Genomic DNA, 17,894 nt, shown 5'->3' with positions numbered 1-17,894 from the left:
AAGAATTATTTTAATGCTTTGTTGTTTTTTAGCATTTTTGCAAGCTAAAAATTTTGATTTAATACAAACAAAACTTGAAAAAGTAGATGATATTTATGGTTATATAAAAGATGATCCTAGAATTTTATTGCACTCAAGTGGTATAGTTGTGCATGAAATTGATACACAAAAATCAATTATTGCAAGAGCTAGTGTGATAGGCCGTGAAAATGGCTTAGTTAAATTACAATTTAAAGTTTTTGATATGCTAGCTCAAGATGCTATGCCTTTACCAAATGTATTGCCACAAGTAGGCGATAAAATAGTTTTAAATTATTTATATGATAGAGCCTTGATTATAGCTCCTGATAAAAATGTGTATGATTTTATAGCTCAAAAATTAAATGGACTTTATTTTTTACACCCTGATTTATTTGGTGCTCATATGATACAAGAATACCGCCAAACTCCAAGAAGATCAGATTTTAGATCTTTTTGTTCAAAAAATGCTGTTGGGCTTTTAGTGGTAGCTTTAGAAAATAAAGCTGAGATAGTTGATTGTCAAGATTTTGGCAAGATAGAAGAATTTAACATACCTCAAGCTCAAAGTTTGCAAATTCCATTTTATTCAAGAATTACAGGTTATAAAAGCGATATTTTTAGCTTAAATGATGAAGCAATTGGAAATTATTATGTATATTATGAAAAATTAATTAGCTTAACTAGAGAAAAATAATGCAAGAAATCCATCAAAAATTTTTTCAAGATCTTTTAGGGGTTGAAAATGCTCATTTTGATCCTATCCACAAAAGAGCGTATAGTTATGATGCTACTAAAAAGCATTATTTACCTGATGGAGTGCTTTTTCCAAGAGATGAAAATGATATTAGTCAAATTTTAAAATATTGTAATGAAAATAAAATCATCGTTATTCCTAGGGGCTCAGGTAGTGGATTTACCGGTGGAAGCTTAGCTATTAATGGTGGAGTAGTGTTAAGCTTTGAAAAACATATGAATAAAATTTTAGAAATTGATCTTGAAAATTTAGTTGCAGTAGTGCAGCCTGGTGTGATAAATATGGCTTTACAAGAAAAAGCAAAAGAATATGGTTTATTTTATCCACCTGATCCTGCTAGTATGGAGTATTCTTCTTTAGGGGGGAATGTAAGCGAAAATGCAGGGGGTATGAGAGCTGCTAAGTATGGTATAACTAAAGATTATGTAATGGCTTTAAGAGCTGTTTTACCTAATGGAGAAATCATTAGAGCAGGTAAAAAAACTATAAAAGATGTAGCGGGTTATAATCTAGCTGGAATTTTAATAGCAAGTGAGGGATCTTTGGCTGTGCTTAGTGAGATTACTTTAAAACTAGTAGCTTTGCCAAAGTTTAAAAAGACAGCTATGGGGATTTTTAACAGCATTGATGAAGCAATGAATGCAGTTTATAAAACTTTAGCTAAAGGTGTGACTCCTGTATCTATGGAATTTTTAGATCAATTAAGCATACAAGCATTAGAACAAAAATTCCAAAAAGGCTTACCTATGGATGCGGGTGCGATTTTAATCGCTGATGTAGATGGCAATGTAGAAGAGGCTATTGAAGCAGATTTAAAAATTTTGCAAGAGAGTTTTTATGAATCTGGCGTAAGAGAGTTTAAAATAGCAAAAGATGAGCAAGAAGCAGCCAATATTTGGTTTGCTAGAAGAAACTGCTCTCAAAGTATAGCAATGTATGGAAATTTAAAGCTTAATGAAGATATTACAGTGCCGCGTTCAAAACTACCTGATCTTTTAAAAGGCATAGCTGAAATTTCTAAAAAATATGGTTTTAAAATCCCTTGTTTTGGTCATACTGGCGATGGTAATGTGCATACTAATGTAATGGTAAGTGATAAAAATAATCCTGAGTTGGTTAAAAAAGGTTACGAAGCTGTAGAAGAGGTGTTTAAGCTTACAGTTTCTTTAGGTGGAACCTTAAGTGGGGAGCATGGTATAGGCATTTCAAAAGCTCCTTTTATGAAGCTTGCTTTTAGTGAAGCTGAAATGGACTTGATGAGAAATATCAAAAAAGCATTTGATCCAAATAATATACTTAATCCTTTTAAAATGGGACTTTGATGAATTTTAAAAACTTCATAAAAATTCTTTTAAGCATAAGAGATAAAGAAATTTTAAATTATGCTGCAGCTTTGAGTTTTTATACTATTTTATCTTTAATACCGCTTTTATTTTTATGTTTTTGGGTTTTTACTCAAATTCCAAGTTTTGAAATGTATCAAGAAAGAATTAAAAATTTAATTTTTACTTTTTTAATCCCAACTCAACAAGAATTAATAACACAATATATTAACACTTTTTTAAAAAATAGTGTCAATCTTGGTTTAATTGGTCTTTTAGCTATGGCTTTGACTTCTTTAGCATTTTTTTCAGGTTATGATTATGTTATTAATAAGCTTTTAGAAGAAGACTCTAAAAGTCTTTGGCATAGTATAAGTTCTTATTGGACTTTGGCAACATTAACTCCACTTGGACTTGGAGTGAGTTTTTACATTTCAGGTTTTATACAAAAAACCTTAGATGATTTTAATATTGCTTTAAATTTTTTTGAGATTTTACCTTATGTGATTATATGGGCTTTGTTTTTTACATCTTATTCAAGTTCAGTGAGTAAAAAAGGTGATTTAAAAACTTTGCTTATTAGTTCTTTTGGTGCTTCTGTGATTTGGTATATTTCTAAGATGATTTTTGTGTATTATGCTGTATATAATAAAACTTATTTAAATGTATATGGTTCTTTTTCTGTGATATTGTTTTTCTTTTTGTGGATTTATATTTCTTGGATTATTTATCTTTTGGGTTTAAGGGTTTATTTGATTTTAAATCAAGAAAATAAAGGGAATAAAACCAAGAGAAATTACAAAAAGAGCTAAATAACGATGAAAAATAGCCATGAAGGATAAAAATATATAAATAAGATAAATTTCTAATGGTATGTGTAACAATATACTATTTAATTTAAAATCAAATAATGCTAATAATATTTCATCTAATACATCTCCATAAGATAATAAATGCAGTAATAAACTTATAGGGTAAAATAAAGCAAATAATATGCTTAGAGGTATACCTAAAAATTGTTGAAAACTAATAAGTGGAAAGAAATATAATACAGGAATCATCATTGCTAAAAAAGTCCAAAAATTTATAAAAACAATATGAATATAATTTTTTGAAAAATTATCTTTAAAATGATGTAAATATAAATAAATATAAAATACTCCTAAACTTGAAAACAAAAAGCCAACGCTAAATAATAATTTTGGAAATAAGCTTATACATAAAATTACACTTAAGAATAAAAATTTAAAACTCAAAATTTTAATATTTTTGCTAAATAGATAAAAAGCAAAAATACTCATACATAAAGCTCTTATATAAGAAGGGCTAAAGTCTATTAAAAATATATACAAAATTAAAAGCAAGAAAGCAAAAATACTAATATCAAGTTTTAAACTTCTATAAGGAAAATATCGTTTGTGAAAAAAGGTATATAAAGGAGCAAAAATCAAAAAGCAAAAGCTAAATAACAAGCCCAAATGATATCCACTAATAGCAATTAAATGCGCGATATTGTAAAAATTTACATCATTTCTAAGCTCACTTGATACATTGTTTGCAAAAAATAAAGCCCCGTAAAATTCTTTGATTTTTTCATTTTGATGTTGATTTAAAAAATACCCCACTAAGATATTTTCTTTTTGAGTATTGGTTTTATGAAAATCATAACTTGGCACAAAAAAAATTTTACTAAGATAATCTTTAAAGTTAATATTTTTAGTAATAATCCTAAGATTTATAATATCATTTTTACTTAAATTTAGATCTTTAAAACTAGTAGCGTAAAAAACAAAATCAGAATTTTTAATTTTAAAAACTTGGTATTTTTTACCTTTTTTATTAGTTTTTTGATAGCTAGATATAATGATATTATTTTTAAGCAATAAATGTTTTGTGAGTTTAAAATTTTGGTATTTTTTATATTCATAAATGAGATTTAGGCTAAAAATTGCTAAAAAACATAATAATAAAATTAAAAATTCTCTATAAGAATCTTTTATAGAGAATTTTAAATTCATTTTTTCTTAGAAAAGCGTGATAAGTATAACCATATAATAAAAATTAAAGTGATTATAAAGGCAGGTGCTATATAAGGATGATTTGAAAAAATTTCAAAAGCCTCCTTTAAGGTGTTTCCAAAAATAAATCCAGCATAACCAAGTATTATAGCCCAAATTAAACTAGCTAGGGTATTGATGATAAAAAATCTTACAAAGCTAAATTTGCAAAGACCTGCTGCTATAGGAATGATAGTTTTTACCCCGTAAATAAATTTTTGCACTACTAAAAGTAAATCTCCATATTTTTTGATTTTTATCATAGCAAGCGCGATTTTTCTTCTATGATTTTTAAAATAAGGCATTATGTCTTTTTTATAATATTTTCCTAGAATAAATAATAGGGTTGAACCTATAGTATTAGCCAAAAAGGCTAAAAATATACACAAATGCAAATCAAGTTTAGTTGAACTTGCACAAAGTACCCCGGCAGCAAGTATGGCCACCATTCCTCCACCAAAAGAATAAAAAAATAAAATCAAATAACCATAAGTGCTAAGATTATCAATCATTTCTTGCATGAAAAACCCTATCTTGCAAAATCAACAGCTCTAAGCTCTCTGATGACATTAACTTTTATTTCACCAGGGTATTGAACTTTTTCTTGAATTTCTTCAGCTATTTCTTTAGCTAAAAGCACAGATTCATCATCATTGACTAATTTTGCATTAACAATAACTCTAATTTCTCTACCAGCATTAATAGCATAAGCTTTTTTAACCCCTTCTTTACTTTTTGCTATATCTTCAAGTTCGCTAACTCGTTTCAAGAAGGCCTCAAGCACCTCACGCCTTGCTCCAGGGCGTGCAGCGCTTAGTGTATCTGCTGTACAAACTGCAGCTGATTCTATACTTGTAGCCTCTTCATGTCCATGGTGAGCATAAATCGCATTAATCACTATAGGATGTTCTTTGTATCTTTTGCAAAGTTCAGCTCCTAAATCTACATGAGAACCTTCAAATTCATGCGTTAAAGCCTTGCCTATATCGTGTAAAATTCCAGCTCTTCTTGCTAGTTTTTCATCGCCACCACACTCAGCTGCTATGATTCCAGCTAAATGCGCTACTTCCAAAGAGTGTGCTAGAGCATTTTGTCCATAACTTGCTCTATATCTTAATTTTCCTATTAATTTAACAATTTCAGGATGGATATTATTAAGTCCTAAATCCATTACTATAGTTTGACCTTCTTCTAAGATATTATCTTCAAATTCTTTGCAAACTTTTTCATGGATTTCTTCTATTTTTGCAGGTTGTATTCTGCCATCTTCAACTAAAAGTTCAATCACCTTTGTAGCAATGGCGCGTCTATAAAGATTAAAACAACTTACTATAATTGCTCCAGGCGTATCATCTATGATAATATCAACACCCAAAACCATTTCTAAGGTTTTAACATTTCTCCCTTCTTTGCCTATAATGCGTCCTTTTAACTCATCATTTTTGATATTTACTACATTGATCAACCTTTCAGCAGCGAATTCTCCTGCAAATCTTGAAGTAGCTTGTGCTAAGATAAAATTAGCCTTTCTTTTGGCTTCATTTCTAGCTTCTTCTTCGTATTTTCTAACAATATGAGCAATTTCAGCTCTTGAGGCTTCTTCTACTTTTTGTAAGACTATACTTTTTGCCTCTTCTTGTGTGAGACCAGCTGAATGTTCAAGAATTTTTAAAACATCATTTAACTTTGTTTCGTAGCTTTGTTTTAAATTTTCATTCTCCTCATGCAAAGCTTTTATAGTTTGCTGCTCTTTTGCTAATTTGTTTTTGTTTTCTTCATGAAGCTTTTCTTGATAATGAAGGTTTTGTTCTTTTTTGTTGAGTTCTTCTAGCTTAATAGAATGCTCTTTTTGTAGTTTTTGAATTTTTTCATCAAATTTTTTCTTTGCTGCAAATTCAGCCTCAGCAACTGAATTTTTAGCATCTTTAAGTGTTAGCTCAGCTTCATATTCAATGGCTTTTGCTTTTGCTTTTGCTTGCTCTAAAAAGATATTGAAATTTGCATCATTAATCTTTTTGGCGACTATATATCCAATCCCTCCGCCTATGAAAACGGCTATTAATGCAACTAATATTTCTATCATTGTTTTTAACTTTCCTAAAATATTTTTTATAAGGGTTTATATAAAAATTTCCTTTTATATCATGGTCTTGACTAAAAATTTGATGAGATTTTGCATCCATCATTTGTGTGAAAATAACTAAAGGTTTTTTATAAGAAATATTTTCAAAAAACCTATCGTAAAATCCTTGGCCATGACCAACTCTTCCTAATTTTGCATCTACTCCTATAACAGGGATGATTGCAACATCTATACGAGTTTGCAAAAAAGAATCTTTTGGTTCATATACCCCAAAACTCTTTTTATCAAGAGCTAACCTTAATTTTACTACCTTTAAACTTTTATCTTGCATAAATGGAACAAAAATTCGGTATTTTTTTGTTAAAAAATGTCTGAATTTATAAAGATTAATTTCATATTTTAAAGGAATATATATAAGGATATTTTTATAATTTTTACAAGATTTTAAAATTTTATTTACTTCTTGAAAAACTGAAAAATCTCTTTTGTATTGAAATTTTAGTTTTAATTTCATTTTAAATTTCTGTTTTATTCTAAAGTCATTTTTTATCAAAGCTTTCCTTGGTTTTTTAACTTTTTATGTTATACTTTTAAGCTTAAAAAATCATAAGGATATGACTTGAAATTTAAAATTTTTTTAGCAATTTTTGCTATGATTTTTTTTACTTCATGCTCAAGTGATAAAGAAAATTCTGGTAATGAAAATACTGATAATGCAAGTTTAAGTCAAAGTGAAAATACTGATTTTACTTTGAAATTTTTAGATGGTAGAAAAATGTATGTGAAATACCATGAACAAGAATTTAATTTTGATGATACAGCAAAAGCTAAGTTGTTTGTATTTTTTACAAGTTGGTGTGAGCCATGCAAAGCTGAAATTCCACATTTAAATAATTTAAATAAAAAATATCAAGATAGATTTGAAGTCATAGCGCTTTTTTTAGAAGAAGATAAAAAACAAGAGTTATTGGAGTTTATACAAAAAGAAAAGATGAATTTTTCTTCGGTTTTAGGAGAGAATAGTTTTATTTTTTCTAAAGTTTTAAATATCAGCTCTATTCCAACAATGGTTTTATTTAATGCAAAGGGCGAAAAAGTTAAAGAGTATTTAGGTTTAATTCCTGAAGAAATGTTAGATATAGATATACAAAAAGCGATAATGTAATGTTTGGATTTTTAAAAAATGGTTTGAAAAAAACCTTAGAAAGTATTCATTTAGTTAAGGCTTCAAATAAAATCATTACTAAAGATTTGCTTGAAGAAATGCTTTTAGAAGCTGATGTGGCGTATGAGATAGTTGAAGAGATTATTTATTATCTTCCTCCAAGTGATGATGTTAAAAAGACTGATTTAGAGCGTGTTATGGGGACTTATTTTATTTATGATAAGCCTGAACTTGCTAATGTTAAGCCTTTTGTGGATTTGATTTTAGGTGTAAATGGGGTAGGTAAGACTACAAGCATTGCTAAAATGGCACATTTGCATAAAGAAAATGGTGAAAAAGTTATACTTGGAGCTTGTGATACTTTTAGAGCAGGAGCTATAGAGCAGTTAAAATTATGGGCACAAAAATTAAATATAGATATCATAGCTACTTCACAAGGACATGATCCTTCGGCAGTTGCTTATGATGCTATTTCTAAAGCTTTGGCAAAAAACTATGATAGGGTTATTTTAGATACAGCAGGACGCTTGCAAAATAAAAAAAATCTTGCAAATGAGCTTGAAAAAATTGTCCGCATAAGTGATAAAGCTATGCAAGGAGCTCCTCATAGAAAAATCCTTGTGCTTGATGGCACTCAAGGTGTAGCAGGAATTTTGCAAGCAAAAGCTTTTAATGATTTAGTAAAACTTGATGGAGTGATTATTACAAAACTTGATGGAACTGCCAAAGGTGGAGCTTTATTTAGCATAGCAAGAGAGCTTGAACTTCCTATTTTATATGTAGGAGTAGGGGAACAATTAGGACAAATTCATGAGTTTAACCCTAGTGAATATGTTAAAACTTTAGTTGAAGAGATTTTTGCTTAATTTATGGCTAAAAAACACATTTTATTTGAATGTCAAGCTTGTGGAAATCAACAAAGTAAATGGCTAGGCAAATGTCCTGAATGTGGTTCTTGGGATAGTTTTGTTGAGCTAAAGCAAGAACAAGTTAAGGTTTTAAAAGAGTTAAATTCATTCTCAAATACTCCAAGTTCTGCAGTATGTATAAATGATGTTATAGCAGAAAATTTCACACGCATTAGCACGGATGATAATGAGCTTGATTTAGTTTTAGGTGGTGGGCTTGTTGTGGGTTCTTTAGTGTTAATTGGGGGTTCACCCGGGGTTGGAAAATCCACACTTTTATTAAAAATTGCTTCGAATTTGGCTAAAAGTGGTAAAAAAGTGCTTTATGTAAGTGGCGAGGAGAGTAAATCTCAAATCAAACTGCGTGCAGATCGTTTAAATGCAAATTGTGAGAATTTATTTTTACTTACTGAGCTTTGCTTAGAAGATATTTTAAGCGAGCTTTCTAAAAAAGATTATGAAATTTTAATTATTGATTCTATTCAAACTTTATATTCTAATAAAATTACTTCAGCAGCAGGTAGTATCACTCAAGTTAGAGAAATTACTTTTGAGTTGATGCGCTATTCTAAGGCCAATAATATTAGCACTTTTATCATAGGACATATCACTAAAGATGGGGCTATAGCTGGACCTAGAATTTTAGAACATATGGTAGATGTAGTGCTTTATTTTGAAGGCGATGCCAATAAAGAAATAAGAATTTTAAGAGGCTTTAAAAATCGTTTTGGAAATATTTCCGAAGTTGGTATTTTTGAAATGACTTCCAAGGGCTTGATTAGTGCTAAAGATATAGCTAATAGATTTTTTACGCGTGGTAAGGCAGTAAGTGGTAGCGCTTTGAGTGTGGTGATGGAAGGAAGCAGAGCTTTAGTGCTAGAAATTCAAGCCTTAGTTTGTGAGAGTGCTTATCCAAAGCGTAGTGCAACAGGCTATGAAAAAAATCGTTTAGATATGCTTATAGCTTTACTAGAGAGAAAGCTTGAAATTCCCTTGGGGCATTATGATGTTTTTATTAATGTAAGTGGTGGGGTAAAAATTAGTGAAACTGCAGCGGATTTAGCGGTGGTTGCAGCAATTATTTCAAGTTTTAAAAACCGCCCTTTGAGTAAAGATAGTGTTTTTGTGGGTGAGCTTAGTTTAAATGGTGAAATCAAAGAAGTATTTTCACTTGATGTGCGTTTAAAAGAAGCTAAAATGCAAAAATTTAAAAATGCCATAGTACCTGTAAAACCTATGGAGGAACTTGGCTTAAAATGTTTTGTAGCTAAAGAATTGCGTGAGGTTTTAGAATGGATGTAAAATTTGATGTAATCATTATAGGTTCGGGACTTGGAGGCTTAAGTGCAGGCGCTTTTTTAGCTAAAAATGGAAAAAAAGTTTTAGTTTTAGAACAGCATTCTTTAATTGGTGGTTGTGCTACTTGTTTTAAAAGAAAAGGCGCTTTAATTGATGCGGGACTTCATGAGATGGACCTAGGTGAAGCAAAAACTGATATGAAGCATTTGGTTTTTGAAAAACTTGGTATAAAGGATAAAATTGAAATTTTACCTTTACCAAGTGCATGGAGTATTAAAAGTAAAAATTATAATCTAACTTTACCTCATGGTATAGAAAAAGTAAAAGAAGTTTTGAAAAAAGAATTTCCGCAAGAGTGCAAAGGTATAGATAAATATTTTAAAGCTATAAAAACGCAAGCTTATGCTATTCGAAGATTTCCTTGGGATTTAAAATTAAGTGAGTTATTGTTGTTTCCTTTTGACACTGCTTGGATATTTATTAAAAATAGATTGTTTAATAAAAAAGTTTATGATGTTTTAAATGCTTATATTAAAAATGATAAGCTAAAAAAGATTTTAAATGCAAATATGAGTTATTATCATCATGATAGTAAAGAATTTATTTTCAGTTTTCATGGCATTGCTCAAAAGCATTATTATGATGGTGGGGTGTATATTAAAGGTGGCTCGCAAGCTTTAAGTGATGCTTTGGCTGAGGTTATCAAAGAAAATCAAGGGCAGGTTTTAGCTAAGGCTGAAGTTGTTAAAATACTCACAAAAGAACAAAAAGCTTATGGAGTAGAATACATTCAAAATAATCAAAAATATACCATCCATGCGCAAAATATCATCGCAAATTGCGATCCTTTAATCGTATATAAAGACTTGCTTAAAGAGTTAAATTTAACCCAAGAAATCAAAGCAATAGAATCTAAAAAGCGTGCTTGTTCTTTAGTGAGCGCTTATTTTATTTATGATAAAGATATTTCTAAAATTTATGAAAATATGGATTATTGCAATTTTATATTCGAAGATGATTTTTTAAATAGTTCGTATGAAAACACTAATATTTTAAAACTAGATATTAAACAAAGGCCTATGGCTTTTGTGAATTATTCTAAGGTTGATAGTGGCTTAGCTAGTGATAAATACATAGGTGTTGTAGCTTTTAGTTCAAATTATCAAGAGTGGGATTTAAATAAGCAAGATTATAAAGCTAAAAAAGAAGAAGTATTAAAAGCCATAGTGCAAAGGCTTGATGAGATTTTTCCAAATTTAAGTTCACACTTAATCCATCAAGAATTAGCCACGCCAAAAACTATACAAAGATATACTAAAGCTTACGAGGGTACAATTTATGGATTTTCTCAAGATCAAGAAGGGGTTAAATATAGATTGCATTATAAAAGTAAAAGTATAGAAAATTTATATTTTGCTAATGCTTTTATATTTCCTGGAGGTGGTTTTACAGGTGCGATTTTGGGTGGATATTTTTGCGCTAATAAAATGAATTTTCATTAAAATATAAGCAATTTTTTTTTATAATATTAGCTTTGAAATATTTATTCTGCTAAGGATTTTTAATGAAAGATTTATTTTTATTTAGTTCTTTTATAGATTCTAGCCACACTTTTGCATACTTTTTTCATTTGGGTATAGTGGTTGTGATTTCTTTGATTTTAGCAAAACTTGCTACAAGATCTATGCAAATTGTCCCAAGAGGTAGTCAGAATTTGGCTGAAGCTTATATGGAAGGCATTTTAAGCATGGGTAGGGATACTATGGGTAGTGATGAAGCTGCTAGAAAATATTTACCTTTAGTTGCAACTATAGGTTTTATGGTATTTTTTAGTAATATTATAGGAATCATCCCTGGTTTTGAAGCTCCAACAGCAAGTTTAAATTTTAGTGCTTCTTTGGCTATTATAGTATTTGTGTATTATCATTTTGAAGGTATTAGAACTCAAGGATTTTTTAAGTATTTTGCACATTTCATGGGACCTGTGAAAATTCTAGCACCTTTGATGTTTCCTATAGAAGTGGTTTCTCATTTTTCAAGAGTTATTTCTTTATCTTTCCGTTTATTTGGTAATATCAAGGGAGATGATTTATTCTTAGCAGTTATTTTAGCTCTTGTGCCTTGGGTTGCGCCATTGCCTGCTTATATGCTTTTAACTTTTATGGCATTTTTACAATCTTTTATTTTTATGATTTTAACTTATGTTTATTTAGCAGGTGCAACTGTAGTTGATGAGCATCATTAATTTTTAAAAAGCAAAAAATATTTTTTGCTTTTTTCTTTTTTAATCTTCTTCTTTTATTCTTTTTTAAACTCTTTTTGAAATAAAAAACGCTAGAATAAACAAAAAATTCTAAGGAAAATTTTAATGTTTGAAGTTGTTATAGGACTCGAAGTTCATGCACAATTAAATACAAAAACAAAAATCTTTTGTTCATGTGCAACTTCTTTTGGAGAAAAATCAAATACTAATGTATGCCCAACATGTTTAGCTTTACCAGGTGCTTTACCTGTATTAAATCAAGAAGCAGTGAAAAAAGCCATAGCATTTGGAAAAGCAGTTAATGCAACTATAAATAAAAAAAGTATTTTTAATAGAAAAAATTATTTTTATCCTGATTTACCAAAAGCTTATCAAATTTCGCAATTTGATATTCCTATAGTGGAAAATGGTGAGTTATTTATCAATGTAAATGGAGAAAATAAACGCATAGGTATCACTAGGGCTCATTTAGAAGAAGATGCAGGAAAAAATATACATGAGAGTAATTTTTCAAAAGTAGATTTAAATAGAGCAGGCACGCCTTTGCTTGAAATTGTCAGTGAACCTGAACTTAGAAGTTCCGATGAAGCAGTGGCTTATTTGAAAAAATTACATTCTATTATAAGATTTTTAGACATTTCAGATGCAAATATGCAAGAAGGTAGTTTTAGATGTGATGCTAATGTTAGTATTCGTCCAAAGGGTGATGATAAGCTTTATACTAGAGTGGAGATTAAAAATTTAAATTCATTCCGTTTTATCCAAAAGGCGATTGAGTATGAAGTAAAACGCCAAAGTGAAGCTTGGGAAGATGGAAAATACGATCAAGAAGTTGTGCAAGAAACAAGATTATTTGATACGGTTAATTTAGTTACTAGAAGTATGAGAGGTAAGGAAGATTCTGCTGAATATAGATATTTCCCTGATCCTGATCTTTTACCTGTAATTTTAGATGATGAAATGCTAAATCAAGATATACCTGAACTTCCTGATGAGAAAAAAGCTAGATTTGTGAGTGAATTGGGTATTAAAGAAAGTGATAGTGAAGTGATTGTTTCTTCATTAGAGCTTTGTAGATATTTTGAGTATCTAATTAATCAAAAATTAAATCCAAAACTTTGTGTTACTTGGCTTACGACAGAGTTAATGGGGCTTCTAAAAGGCGAATTGACTATAGAAAATTCACCTATAAAACAAGAAAAATTAGCTGTTTTGATCAAACGTATAGAAGAAGGTGTTATTAGTGCTAAAGCAGGTAAGGATATTTTAGCTTATGTATTTGAAAATACAGAAGTTGAAATTGATGATGCTATTGAAAAACTTGGTTTAAAACAAGTAAGTGATGATGGTGCTATTGAAAAGATTATTGATGAAATTTTAGCAAACAATGAAGATAAAGTAGCTGAATATAAAAGTGGTAAAGATAAACTTTTTGGTTTCTTTGTCGGTCAGGCAATGAAAGCAGGTAAGGGTGCATTTAATCCTGCTAAGGTAAATGAAATTTTAAAAGCAAAACTTGGTTAAATATGAAAATAGCAGTTGTTGGTGCAGGAAAATGGGGAAGTGCTTTATATGATGCATTGAGCGTTAAAAATGAATGTGTAATAACTTCTTTTCACGAAAAAGATCTTTCTTATTTTGTTAGTACCAAAGAAGCTTTAGAATATGAATATTTAGTTTTTGCTTTATATGCTCAAGGAATGCATGAATGGCTTGCAAATAATTTTAAAGATTTAAATCAAAAAATTCTTGTAGCTTCTAAGGGTATTGATTGTAAAAGTTTAAAATTTATGGATGAGGTTTTTAGTGAGTTCATAAGTAGTGATAGACTTTGTTTTTTAAGTGGTCCTTCTTTTGCAAGTGAAGTTTTAGAAAAAAAACCTTGTGCTTTGGTTGTTAGTGGTAAAAATCAAGAGCTTTGTAATCAATTTGCAAGTTTTTTTCCAAATTATATTAAAACCTATACAAGTTCTGATGTTAAAGGCGCTGAAATTTGTGGTGCATATAAGAATGTTTTAGCAATTGCAAGTGGAGTTTGCGATGGTTTAAATTTAGGCAATAATGCAAGAGCTTCTTTAGTTTCAAGAGGTTTAGTAGAAATGCACCGCTTTGGGCAATTTTTTAATGCTAAAGAAGAAACATTTTTAGGGCTTAGTGGGGCTGGAGATTTATTTTTAACAGCTTCAAGTAACTTATCAAGAAATTATAGAGTAGGTTTGAGTTTGGCTAGTGACAAAAATATAAAAGATATTTTAATGGAACTTGGCGAGGTAGCTGAAGGAGTGCAAACTGCTTATGCTATACATTCTTTATCAAAACAATTTCAAATTTATACCCCGATTGTTAACGAAGTAGTCTTAATGCTAGAGGGTAAGAATGCTTGGGAATCTTTGAAAGATTTGATGTCATCAAAGGAGGAAATATCATGATCATCAAAAATGCAAAAATTTATGGCGAACAAAAGCTTGATCTTAAAATAGAAGATGGGAAAATTACTCAAATTACTAATGATTTAAATGATGATGAGTATATTGTTGATATAGAAGGTAAAACTTTACTTCCTTCGTTTATTGATTTAAATGTTAGTTTGCTTGATAATGAATTTAGTATAGATAAATTATATGATCTTGAAAAAGCATGCTTAAAAGGTGGGGTAGGGACTATTGTTTTAAAAGATAGTTTAGAAGCTAACACTCAAGGCTATGCGCTTTATTTTGATAAATTAAAATCTTTAGATATTAATGTTTTACCTACTATTAATGTATTAGATAAAACAGAAAAATTAAAAAATATTGCTACCTTAATTGATATGGGTGCAAAAGGCTTAGAGCTTTCAAGTACTTTGGGTGCAAATTATTTAAGACAATGTATGCAATATGCCAATATGAAATCAACCCCTGTATTTTTAAAGTGTTTTGATGAGAGTTTTGATGATCATGGAGTGATGAACGATGGACAAATAAGTTTTGAATTAGGACTTATAGGAATTAGTAATATAGCTGAAACTAGTGAAGTGGCAAAAATGAAAGAACTAGTGAAATTTTATAAAAACAAAGCTTGTTTTAGCTCTTTAGCAATTGCAAGATCGTTTGAATTATTGCATGATCAATATAGTGAAATTTCAATTCATCATTTAATCAAAGATGAAAGTACTTGTGAAAATTTTAACACTCAAGCAAAAATTTTACCTCCATTAAGAACAAAAGATGAAGTAACAAATCTTAAAAAGTTGCTTCAAGATAAGAAAATTACTTTCTTAAGTTCTTTACATGCTCCTAACACTAAAAAAGATTTGGCTTTTGATGAAGCAGGTTTTGGAGTTAATGCCATAGCTATATATATGAGTTTATGTTTTACATATTTAGTAAAAGAAGGTATCTTAACTTGGAAAGAATTATGTGATTTTACAAGCTATAATCAAGCGCAATTTTTAGGATTAAATAAAGGTAAAATAGGACTTGGTTTTGATGCTGATTTAGTTGTATTTGATGAAAAACTTTCTTTTAATGGAGAAGGTTTATATGCAAATGATATCTTGCAAGGTAAGGTAGAAAAAAGTTTTATAGCAGGAAAAGTTTTTAGCCTTTAAGCTAAAAACTTTTATTTATCTTGCATAGCTTGAGCTACTTGAGCTGAACTATTTCTAATTTTTTCCATACATTCTCTAGCTTCTTTGGCTAAATCCACGCTTTGATTTACGCCACTTAAGCCATCTTTAATGCTTTGTACAACTTCAGCTGTTACATTTCTGATAGAATTAATGGTAGTAGTGATTTCATTTACTGAATGTCCAGTTCTTTCAGCTAGATTTCTAACTTCATCAGCAACAACAGCAAAACCTCTACCATGCTCACCCGCACGCGCTGCCTCAATAGCCGCATTTAGAGCTAAAAGATTGGTTTGATCAGCTATATCGCTAATGGTTTGAATAATATTTTTAATTTCTTCTGATTGCTCATTTAATGATGATACGAGATTACTACTATTGTTCATCATATCAGCAATGCCTTGAATATTTTGAACCGTATTTTCTATAACACTATCGCCCTCTTGAGTGAGATTATCATTTTGTTCAGCTAATTCACTAATGAGCTTTAATTTTTCCTCATCTCTTACAACTTGTTCGGTAATATCTGTTGCAAATTTAATAACTTTGTAAATTTCTCCATCATCATTTTTGATAGGATTATAGCTTGCTTCTAAATGGATTAGTTTGCTGTTTTTACCAAAGCGTATGAATTTTCCTGATTGAAATTTACCACTTCTTAGCTCTTCCCAAAAAATTGTATATTCTTTGGAATTTCTAAATTTTTCCTCGCAGAACATACTATGGTGTTTTCCTTTGATTTCACTTAGTGAATAACCCATGGTTTGAGTGAAGTTTTCATTAGCATTTAAAATCTCTCCATAAGGATTAAATTCAATAATAGCCATAGAACGATTAGCAGCATCTATGGTGTTTTTTAGATCAAGCATTTCATAGTTTCTTTGAGTAATGTCATTTGCAAATTTAATAACCTTATACACTTCATTGTTTTGGTTTAAAATAGGAAGATAATTGGCTTCAAGATAAATATCTTTCCCGCCTTTTGCAATGCGTCTAAAAAGTCCATTTCTTGATATACCATTTTTTAAATCTCTCCAAAAATCAACATAGCGTTGTGACTTTACAACCTCTGGTAAACAAAACATACTATGATGTTTACCTTTGATTTCATTTAAAGAGTAATTCATAGTTTTTAGAAAATTTTCATTAGCATTAATAATAGTTCCATCTGTTTGAAATTCTATCATGGCCATAGTTTTGCTAATAGCATTAAGTATATCTTGAAAAGTTTGATTAGATTGCTCTAATTGAGTAATTTGTTCATTAATTTTTTTCTTGTTGATAAACATAAAACCCCTTTATAAAATAATTCGGAATTATATAGTGCTTTTTAAAATAAATAATTTGTTTATATTAGCTTTTTGTTAAATTATAAAATTTTTCTTGGAGAGAATTTCTTATTTCATCGTTAATTTTCTCATTGTCATTTAGATATTGTTTGTTAAGTTCTTCAAGCTCTTTTAAAAATCCAAAAAGTGTTTCTTCCCATAAAGCATTATTTCTTTTACTTAAATTCATTGTTTGGATATGATTAAGTTTTCTACTCATATTGCTTAAATTCTCTAAAAATTCATCTTTATAATTTTCATCTTGGAGTGTAAAGGTATTTTGTAAAAGATTATTTTTTATATTTCTTATCTCTTCGTTAATTAGATCACAAAATTCAGGATAAATATCATTTTTAATAGGTTCAAGTAAGGCTTGTTCATCTAGTTTTAGAGTATATTTTTTTACGGCAAAAAAAAGAATTAAAAAAGCTATTGCACTGACTAAAATATAGAAAGTCATTTTGTTTTGATAATCCTTAAAAAATAAAAATGGTGCGGTTAGCGAGATTTGAACTCGCACACGCTGAGCGCACCACCCCCTCAAGATGGCGTGTCTACCAATTCCACCATAACCGCATAAGCCCCATAAGAGGGCTTTGAAAATTTTAAGCTGCTACTAATGCTTGGAATGGATTAGCATAAAGAGCGATAAGAGCAATAACAAGCGCATAAATAACTTGAGCTTCAATCATCGCTAAAGCAATAAACATAGTAGTCATTAATTTACCACCAAGACCAGGGTTTCTAGCAGTACCTGCTATAGTTGCTGCTGCAGTATTACCCATACCGATAGCTCCACCTAAAGCTGCAACACCAAGTCCTAAACCTGCTGCTAAGATAGAAAAAGAAGCTAACCATTGATTCATAGAACCTTCAGCCGCAAATGCAAAACCGCTTAAAGCTAGCATTAAAAATACGATTTTTTTCATAGTTTTTCCTTGTAAAAATTTAAATCCTTTCGGCTTGCGTATCCCTACTCGTGATTTATAAAAGCGAAATTATATACAAATATAACTTTAAAATTATTGAAATTTAAATTAATATTATATATTTTAAAATAAATTAAAGTTTTTTTTAGCTACATTAA

At 29.6% G+C, this 17,894-nt stretch carries 18 protein-coding genes and 1 tRNA gene; 11 read left to right on the top strand and 8 right to left on the bottom strand.

Annotation, left to right across the window (positions count from 1 at the left end; genetic code table 11):
- Positions 1–4: 4 nt before the first annotated feature.
- Genes L8W57_RS05855 through L8W57_RS05845 form a run of 3 tightly spaced genes read left to right on the top strand, consistent with a single transcriptional unit; the run spans position 5 to position 2,909 of the window.
- A complete protein-coding gene (locus L8W57_RS05855; protein WP_412175223.1) occupies positions 5–715 on the top strand; it encodes a plasminogen-binding N-terminal domain-containing protein in 711 nt (236 codons plus the stop codon).
- On the top strand, positions 715–2,097 hold the full coding sequence (locus L8W57_RS05850; protein ID WP_133319706.1) for an FAD-linked oxidase C-terminal domain-containing protein: 1,383 nt from the start codon (positions 715–717) through the stop codon (positions 2,095–2,097). Before L8W57_RS05855 ends, L8W57_RS05850 begins: the two co-directional genes overlap by 1 nt.
- Complete coding sequence (locus L8W57_RS05845; RefSeq protein ID WP_133319705.1) at positions 2,097–2,909, top strand: YihY/virulence factor BrkB family protein; 813 nt, start codon at positions 2,097–2,099, stop codon at positions 2,907–2,909. Before L8W57_RS05850 ends, L8W57_RS05845 begins: the two co-directional genes overlap by 1 nt.
- Here L8W57_RS05845 and L8W57_RS05840 read toward each other — a convergent pair.
- From L8W57_RS05840 to L8W57_RS05825, 4 genes are read right to left on the bottom strand one after another with little or no spacing between them, the layout of a single operon-like run.
- Complete coding sequence (locus tag L8W57_RS05840; protein ID WP_263662199.1) at positions 2,856–4,115, bottom strand: ComEC/Rec2 family competence protein; 1,260 nt, start codon at positions 4,113–4,115, stop codon at positions 2,856–2,858. The two genes, L8W57_RS05845 and L8W57_RS05840, sit on opposite strands and share 54 nt — an antisense overlap.
- Positions 4,112–4,675 carry a DedA family protein gene (locus L8W57_RS05835; RefSeq protein WP_133319703.1) on the bottom strand — a complete coding sequence of 188 codons (564 nt, stop codon included), beginning with the start codon at positions 4,673–4,675 and terminating at the stop codon, positions 4,112–4,114. Before L8W57_RS05835 ends, L8W57_RS05840 begins: the two co-directional genes overlap by 4 nt.
- 8 nt (positions 4,676–4,683) lie before the next feature.
- Positions 4,684–6,237, bottom strand: coding sequence for a ribonuclease Y (rny, locus tag L8W57_RS05830; RefSeq protein ID WP_133319702.1), 1,554 nt, complete (start codon positions 6,235–6,237; stop codon positions 4,684–4,686).
- Positions 6,161–6,790: a 5-formyltetrahydrofolate cyclo-ligase gene (locus tag L8W57_RS05825; protein ID WP_133319701.1), complete on the bottom strand. Its 630-nt coding sequence runs from the start codon at positions 6,788–6,790 to the stop codon at positions 6,161–6,163. Before L8W57_RS05825 ends, rny begins: the two co-directional genes overlap by 77 nt.
- A gap of 66 nt (positions 6,791–6,856) precedes the next feature.
- Between L8W57_RS05825 and L8W57_RS05820 the strand changes: the two genes are divergently transcribed.
- From L8W57_RS05820 to L8W57_RS05785, 8 genes are all read left to right on the top strand, one after another.
- Complete coding sequence (locus L8W57_RS05820; RefSeq protein ID WP_263662198.1) at positions 6,857–7,402, top strand: TlpA family protein disulfide reductase; 546 nt, start codon at positions 6,857–6,859, stop codon at positions 7,400–7,402.
- A complete protein-coding gene (gene ftsY, locus L8W57_RS05815; protein WP_263662197.1) occupies positions 7,402–8,268 on the top strand; it encodes a signal recognition particle-docking protein FtsY in 867 nt (288 codons plus the stop codon). Before L8W57_RS05820 ends, ftsY begins: the two co-directional genes overlap by 1 nt.
- A 3-nt stretch (positions 8,269–8,271) precedes the next feature.
- Entirely contained in the window at positions 8,272–9,612 is a 1,341-nt protein-coding gene (gene radA / locus L8W57_RS05810; protein WP_133319698.1) for a DNA repair protein RadA, read from the top strand.
- On the top strand, positions 9,603–11,111 hold the full coding sequence (locus tag L8W57_RS05805) for a phytoene desaturase family protein (RefSeq protein ID WP_133319697.1): 1,509 nt from the start codon (positions 9,603–9,605) through the stop codon (positions 11,109–11,111). Before radA ends, L8W57_RS05805 begins: the two co-directional genes overlap by 10 nt.
- A 62-nt stretch (positions 11,112–11,173) precedes the next feature.
- Positions 11,174–11,854 carry a F0F1 ATP synthase subunit A gene (locus tag L8W57_RS05800; protein ID WP_133319696.1) on the top strand — a complete coding sequence of 227 codons (681 nt, stop codon included), beginning with the start codon at positions 11,174–11,176 and terminating at the stop codon, positions 11,852–11,854.
- Between the two features lie 123 nt (positions 11,855–11,977).
- Positions 11,978–13,396, top strand: coding sequence for an Asp-tRNA(Asn)/Glu-tRNA(Gln) amidotransferase subunit GatB (gene gatB / locus L8W57_RS05795; RefSeq protein ID WP_133319695.1), 1,419 nt, complete (start codon positions 11,978–11,980; stop codon positions 13,394–13,396).
- Positions 13,397–13,398: 2 nt separating this feature from the next.
- Positions 13,399–14,301 carry an NAD(P)H-dependent glycerol-3-phosphate dehydrogenase gene (locus L8W57_RS05790; protein ID WP_133319694.1) on the top strand — a complete coding sequence of 301 codons (903 nt, stop codon included), beginning with the start codon at positions 13,399–13,401 and terminating at the stop codon, positions 14,299–14,301.
- Positions 14,298–15,461, top strand: coding sequence for a metal-dependent hydrolase (locus tag L8W57_RS05785; protein ID WP_133319693.1), 1,164 nt, complete (start codon positions 14,298–14,300; stop codon positions 15,459–15,461). The genes L8W57_RS05790 and L8W57_RS05785 overlap by 4 nt, the downstream gene beginning before the upstream one ends.
- Positions 15,462–15,472: 11 nt before the next feature.
- Here L8W57_RS05785 and L8W57_RS05780 read toward each other — a convergent pair whose 3' ends face one another.
- The 4 genes from L8W57_RS05780 to L8W57_RS05765 form a co-directional block, all read right to left on the bottom strand.
- A complete protein-coding gene (locus L8W57_RS05780; RefSeq protein WP_133319692.1) occupies positions 15,473–16,768 on the bottom strand; it encodes a methyl-accepting chemotaxis protein in 1,296 nt (431 codons plus the stop codon).
- 64 nt (positions 16,769–16,832) lie between these two features.
- Entirely contained in the window at positions 16,833–17,267 is a 435-nt protein-coding gene (locus tag L8W57_RS05775) for a hypothetical protein (RefSeq protein ID WP_133319691.1), read from the bottom strand.
- Positions 17,268–17,297: 30 nt separating this feature from the next.
- Positions 17,298–17,383, bottom strand: a tRNA-Leu gene (locus L8W57_RS05770).
- Between the two features lie 29 nt (positions 17,384–17,412).
- Positions 17,413–17,736: a F0F1 ATP synthase subunit C gene (locus L8W57_RS05765; protein ID WP_012661906.1), complete on the bottom strand. Its 324-nt coding sequence runs from the start codon at positions 17,734–17,736 to the stop codon at positions 17,413–17,415.
- Positions 17,737–17,894: the final 158 nt, after the last annotated feature.

It is taken from the genome of Campylobacter sp. IFREMER_LSEM_CL1890, from assembly GCF_025772045.1.
Lineage (GTDB): Bacteria > Campylobacterota > Campylobacteria > Campylobacterales > Campylobacteraceae > Campylobacter_D > Campylobacter_D lari_D.
Note: the sequence above shows the minus strand (reverse complement) of the source record. Positions and strands in the feature narration are given on the sequence as shown.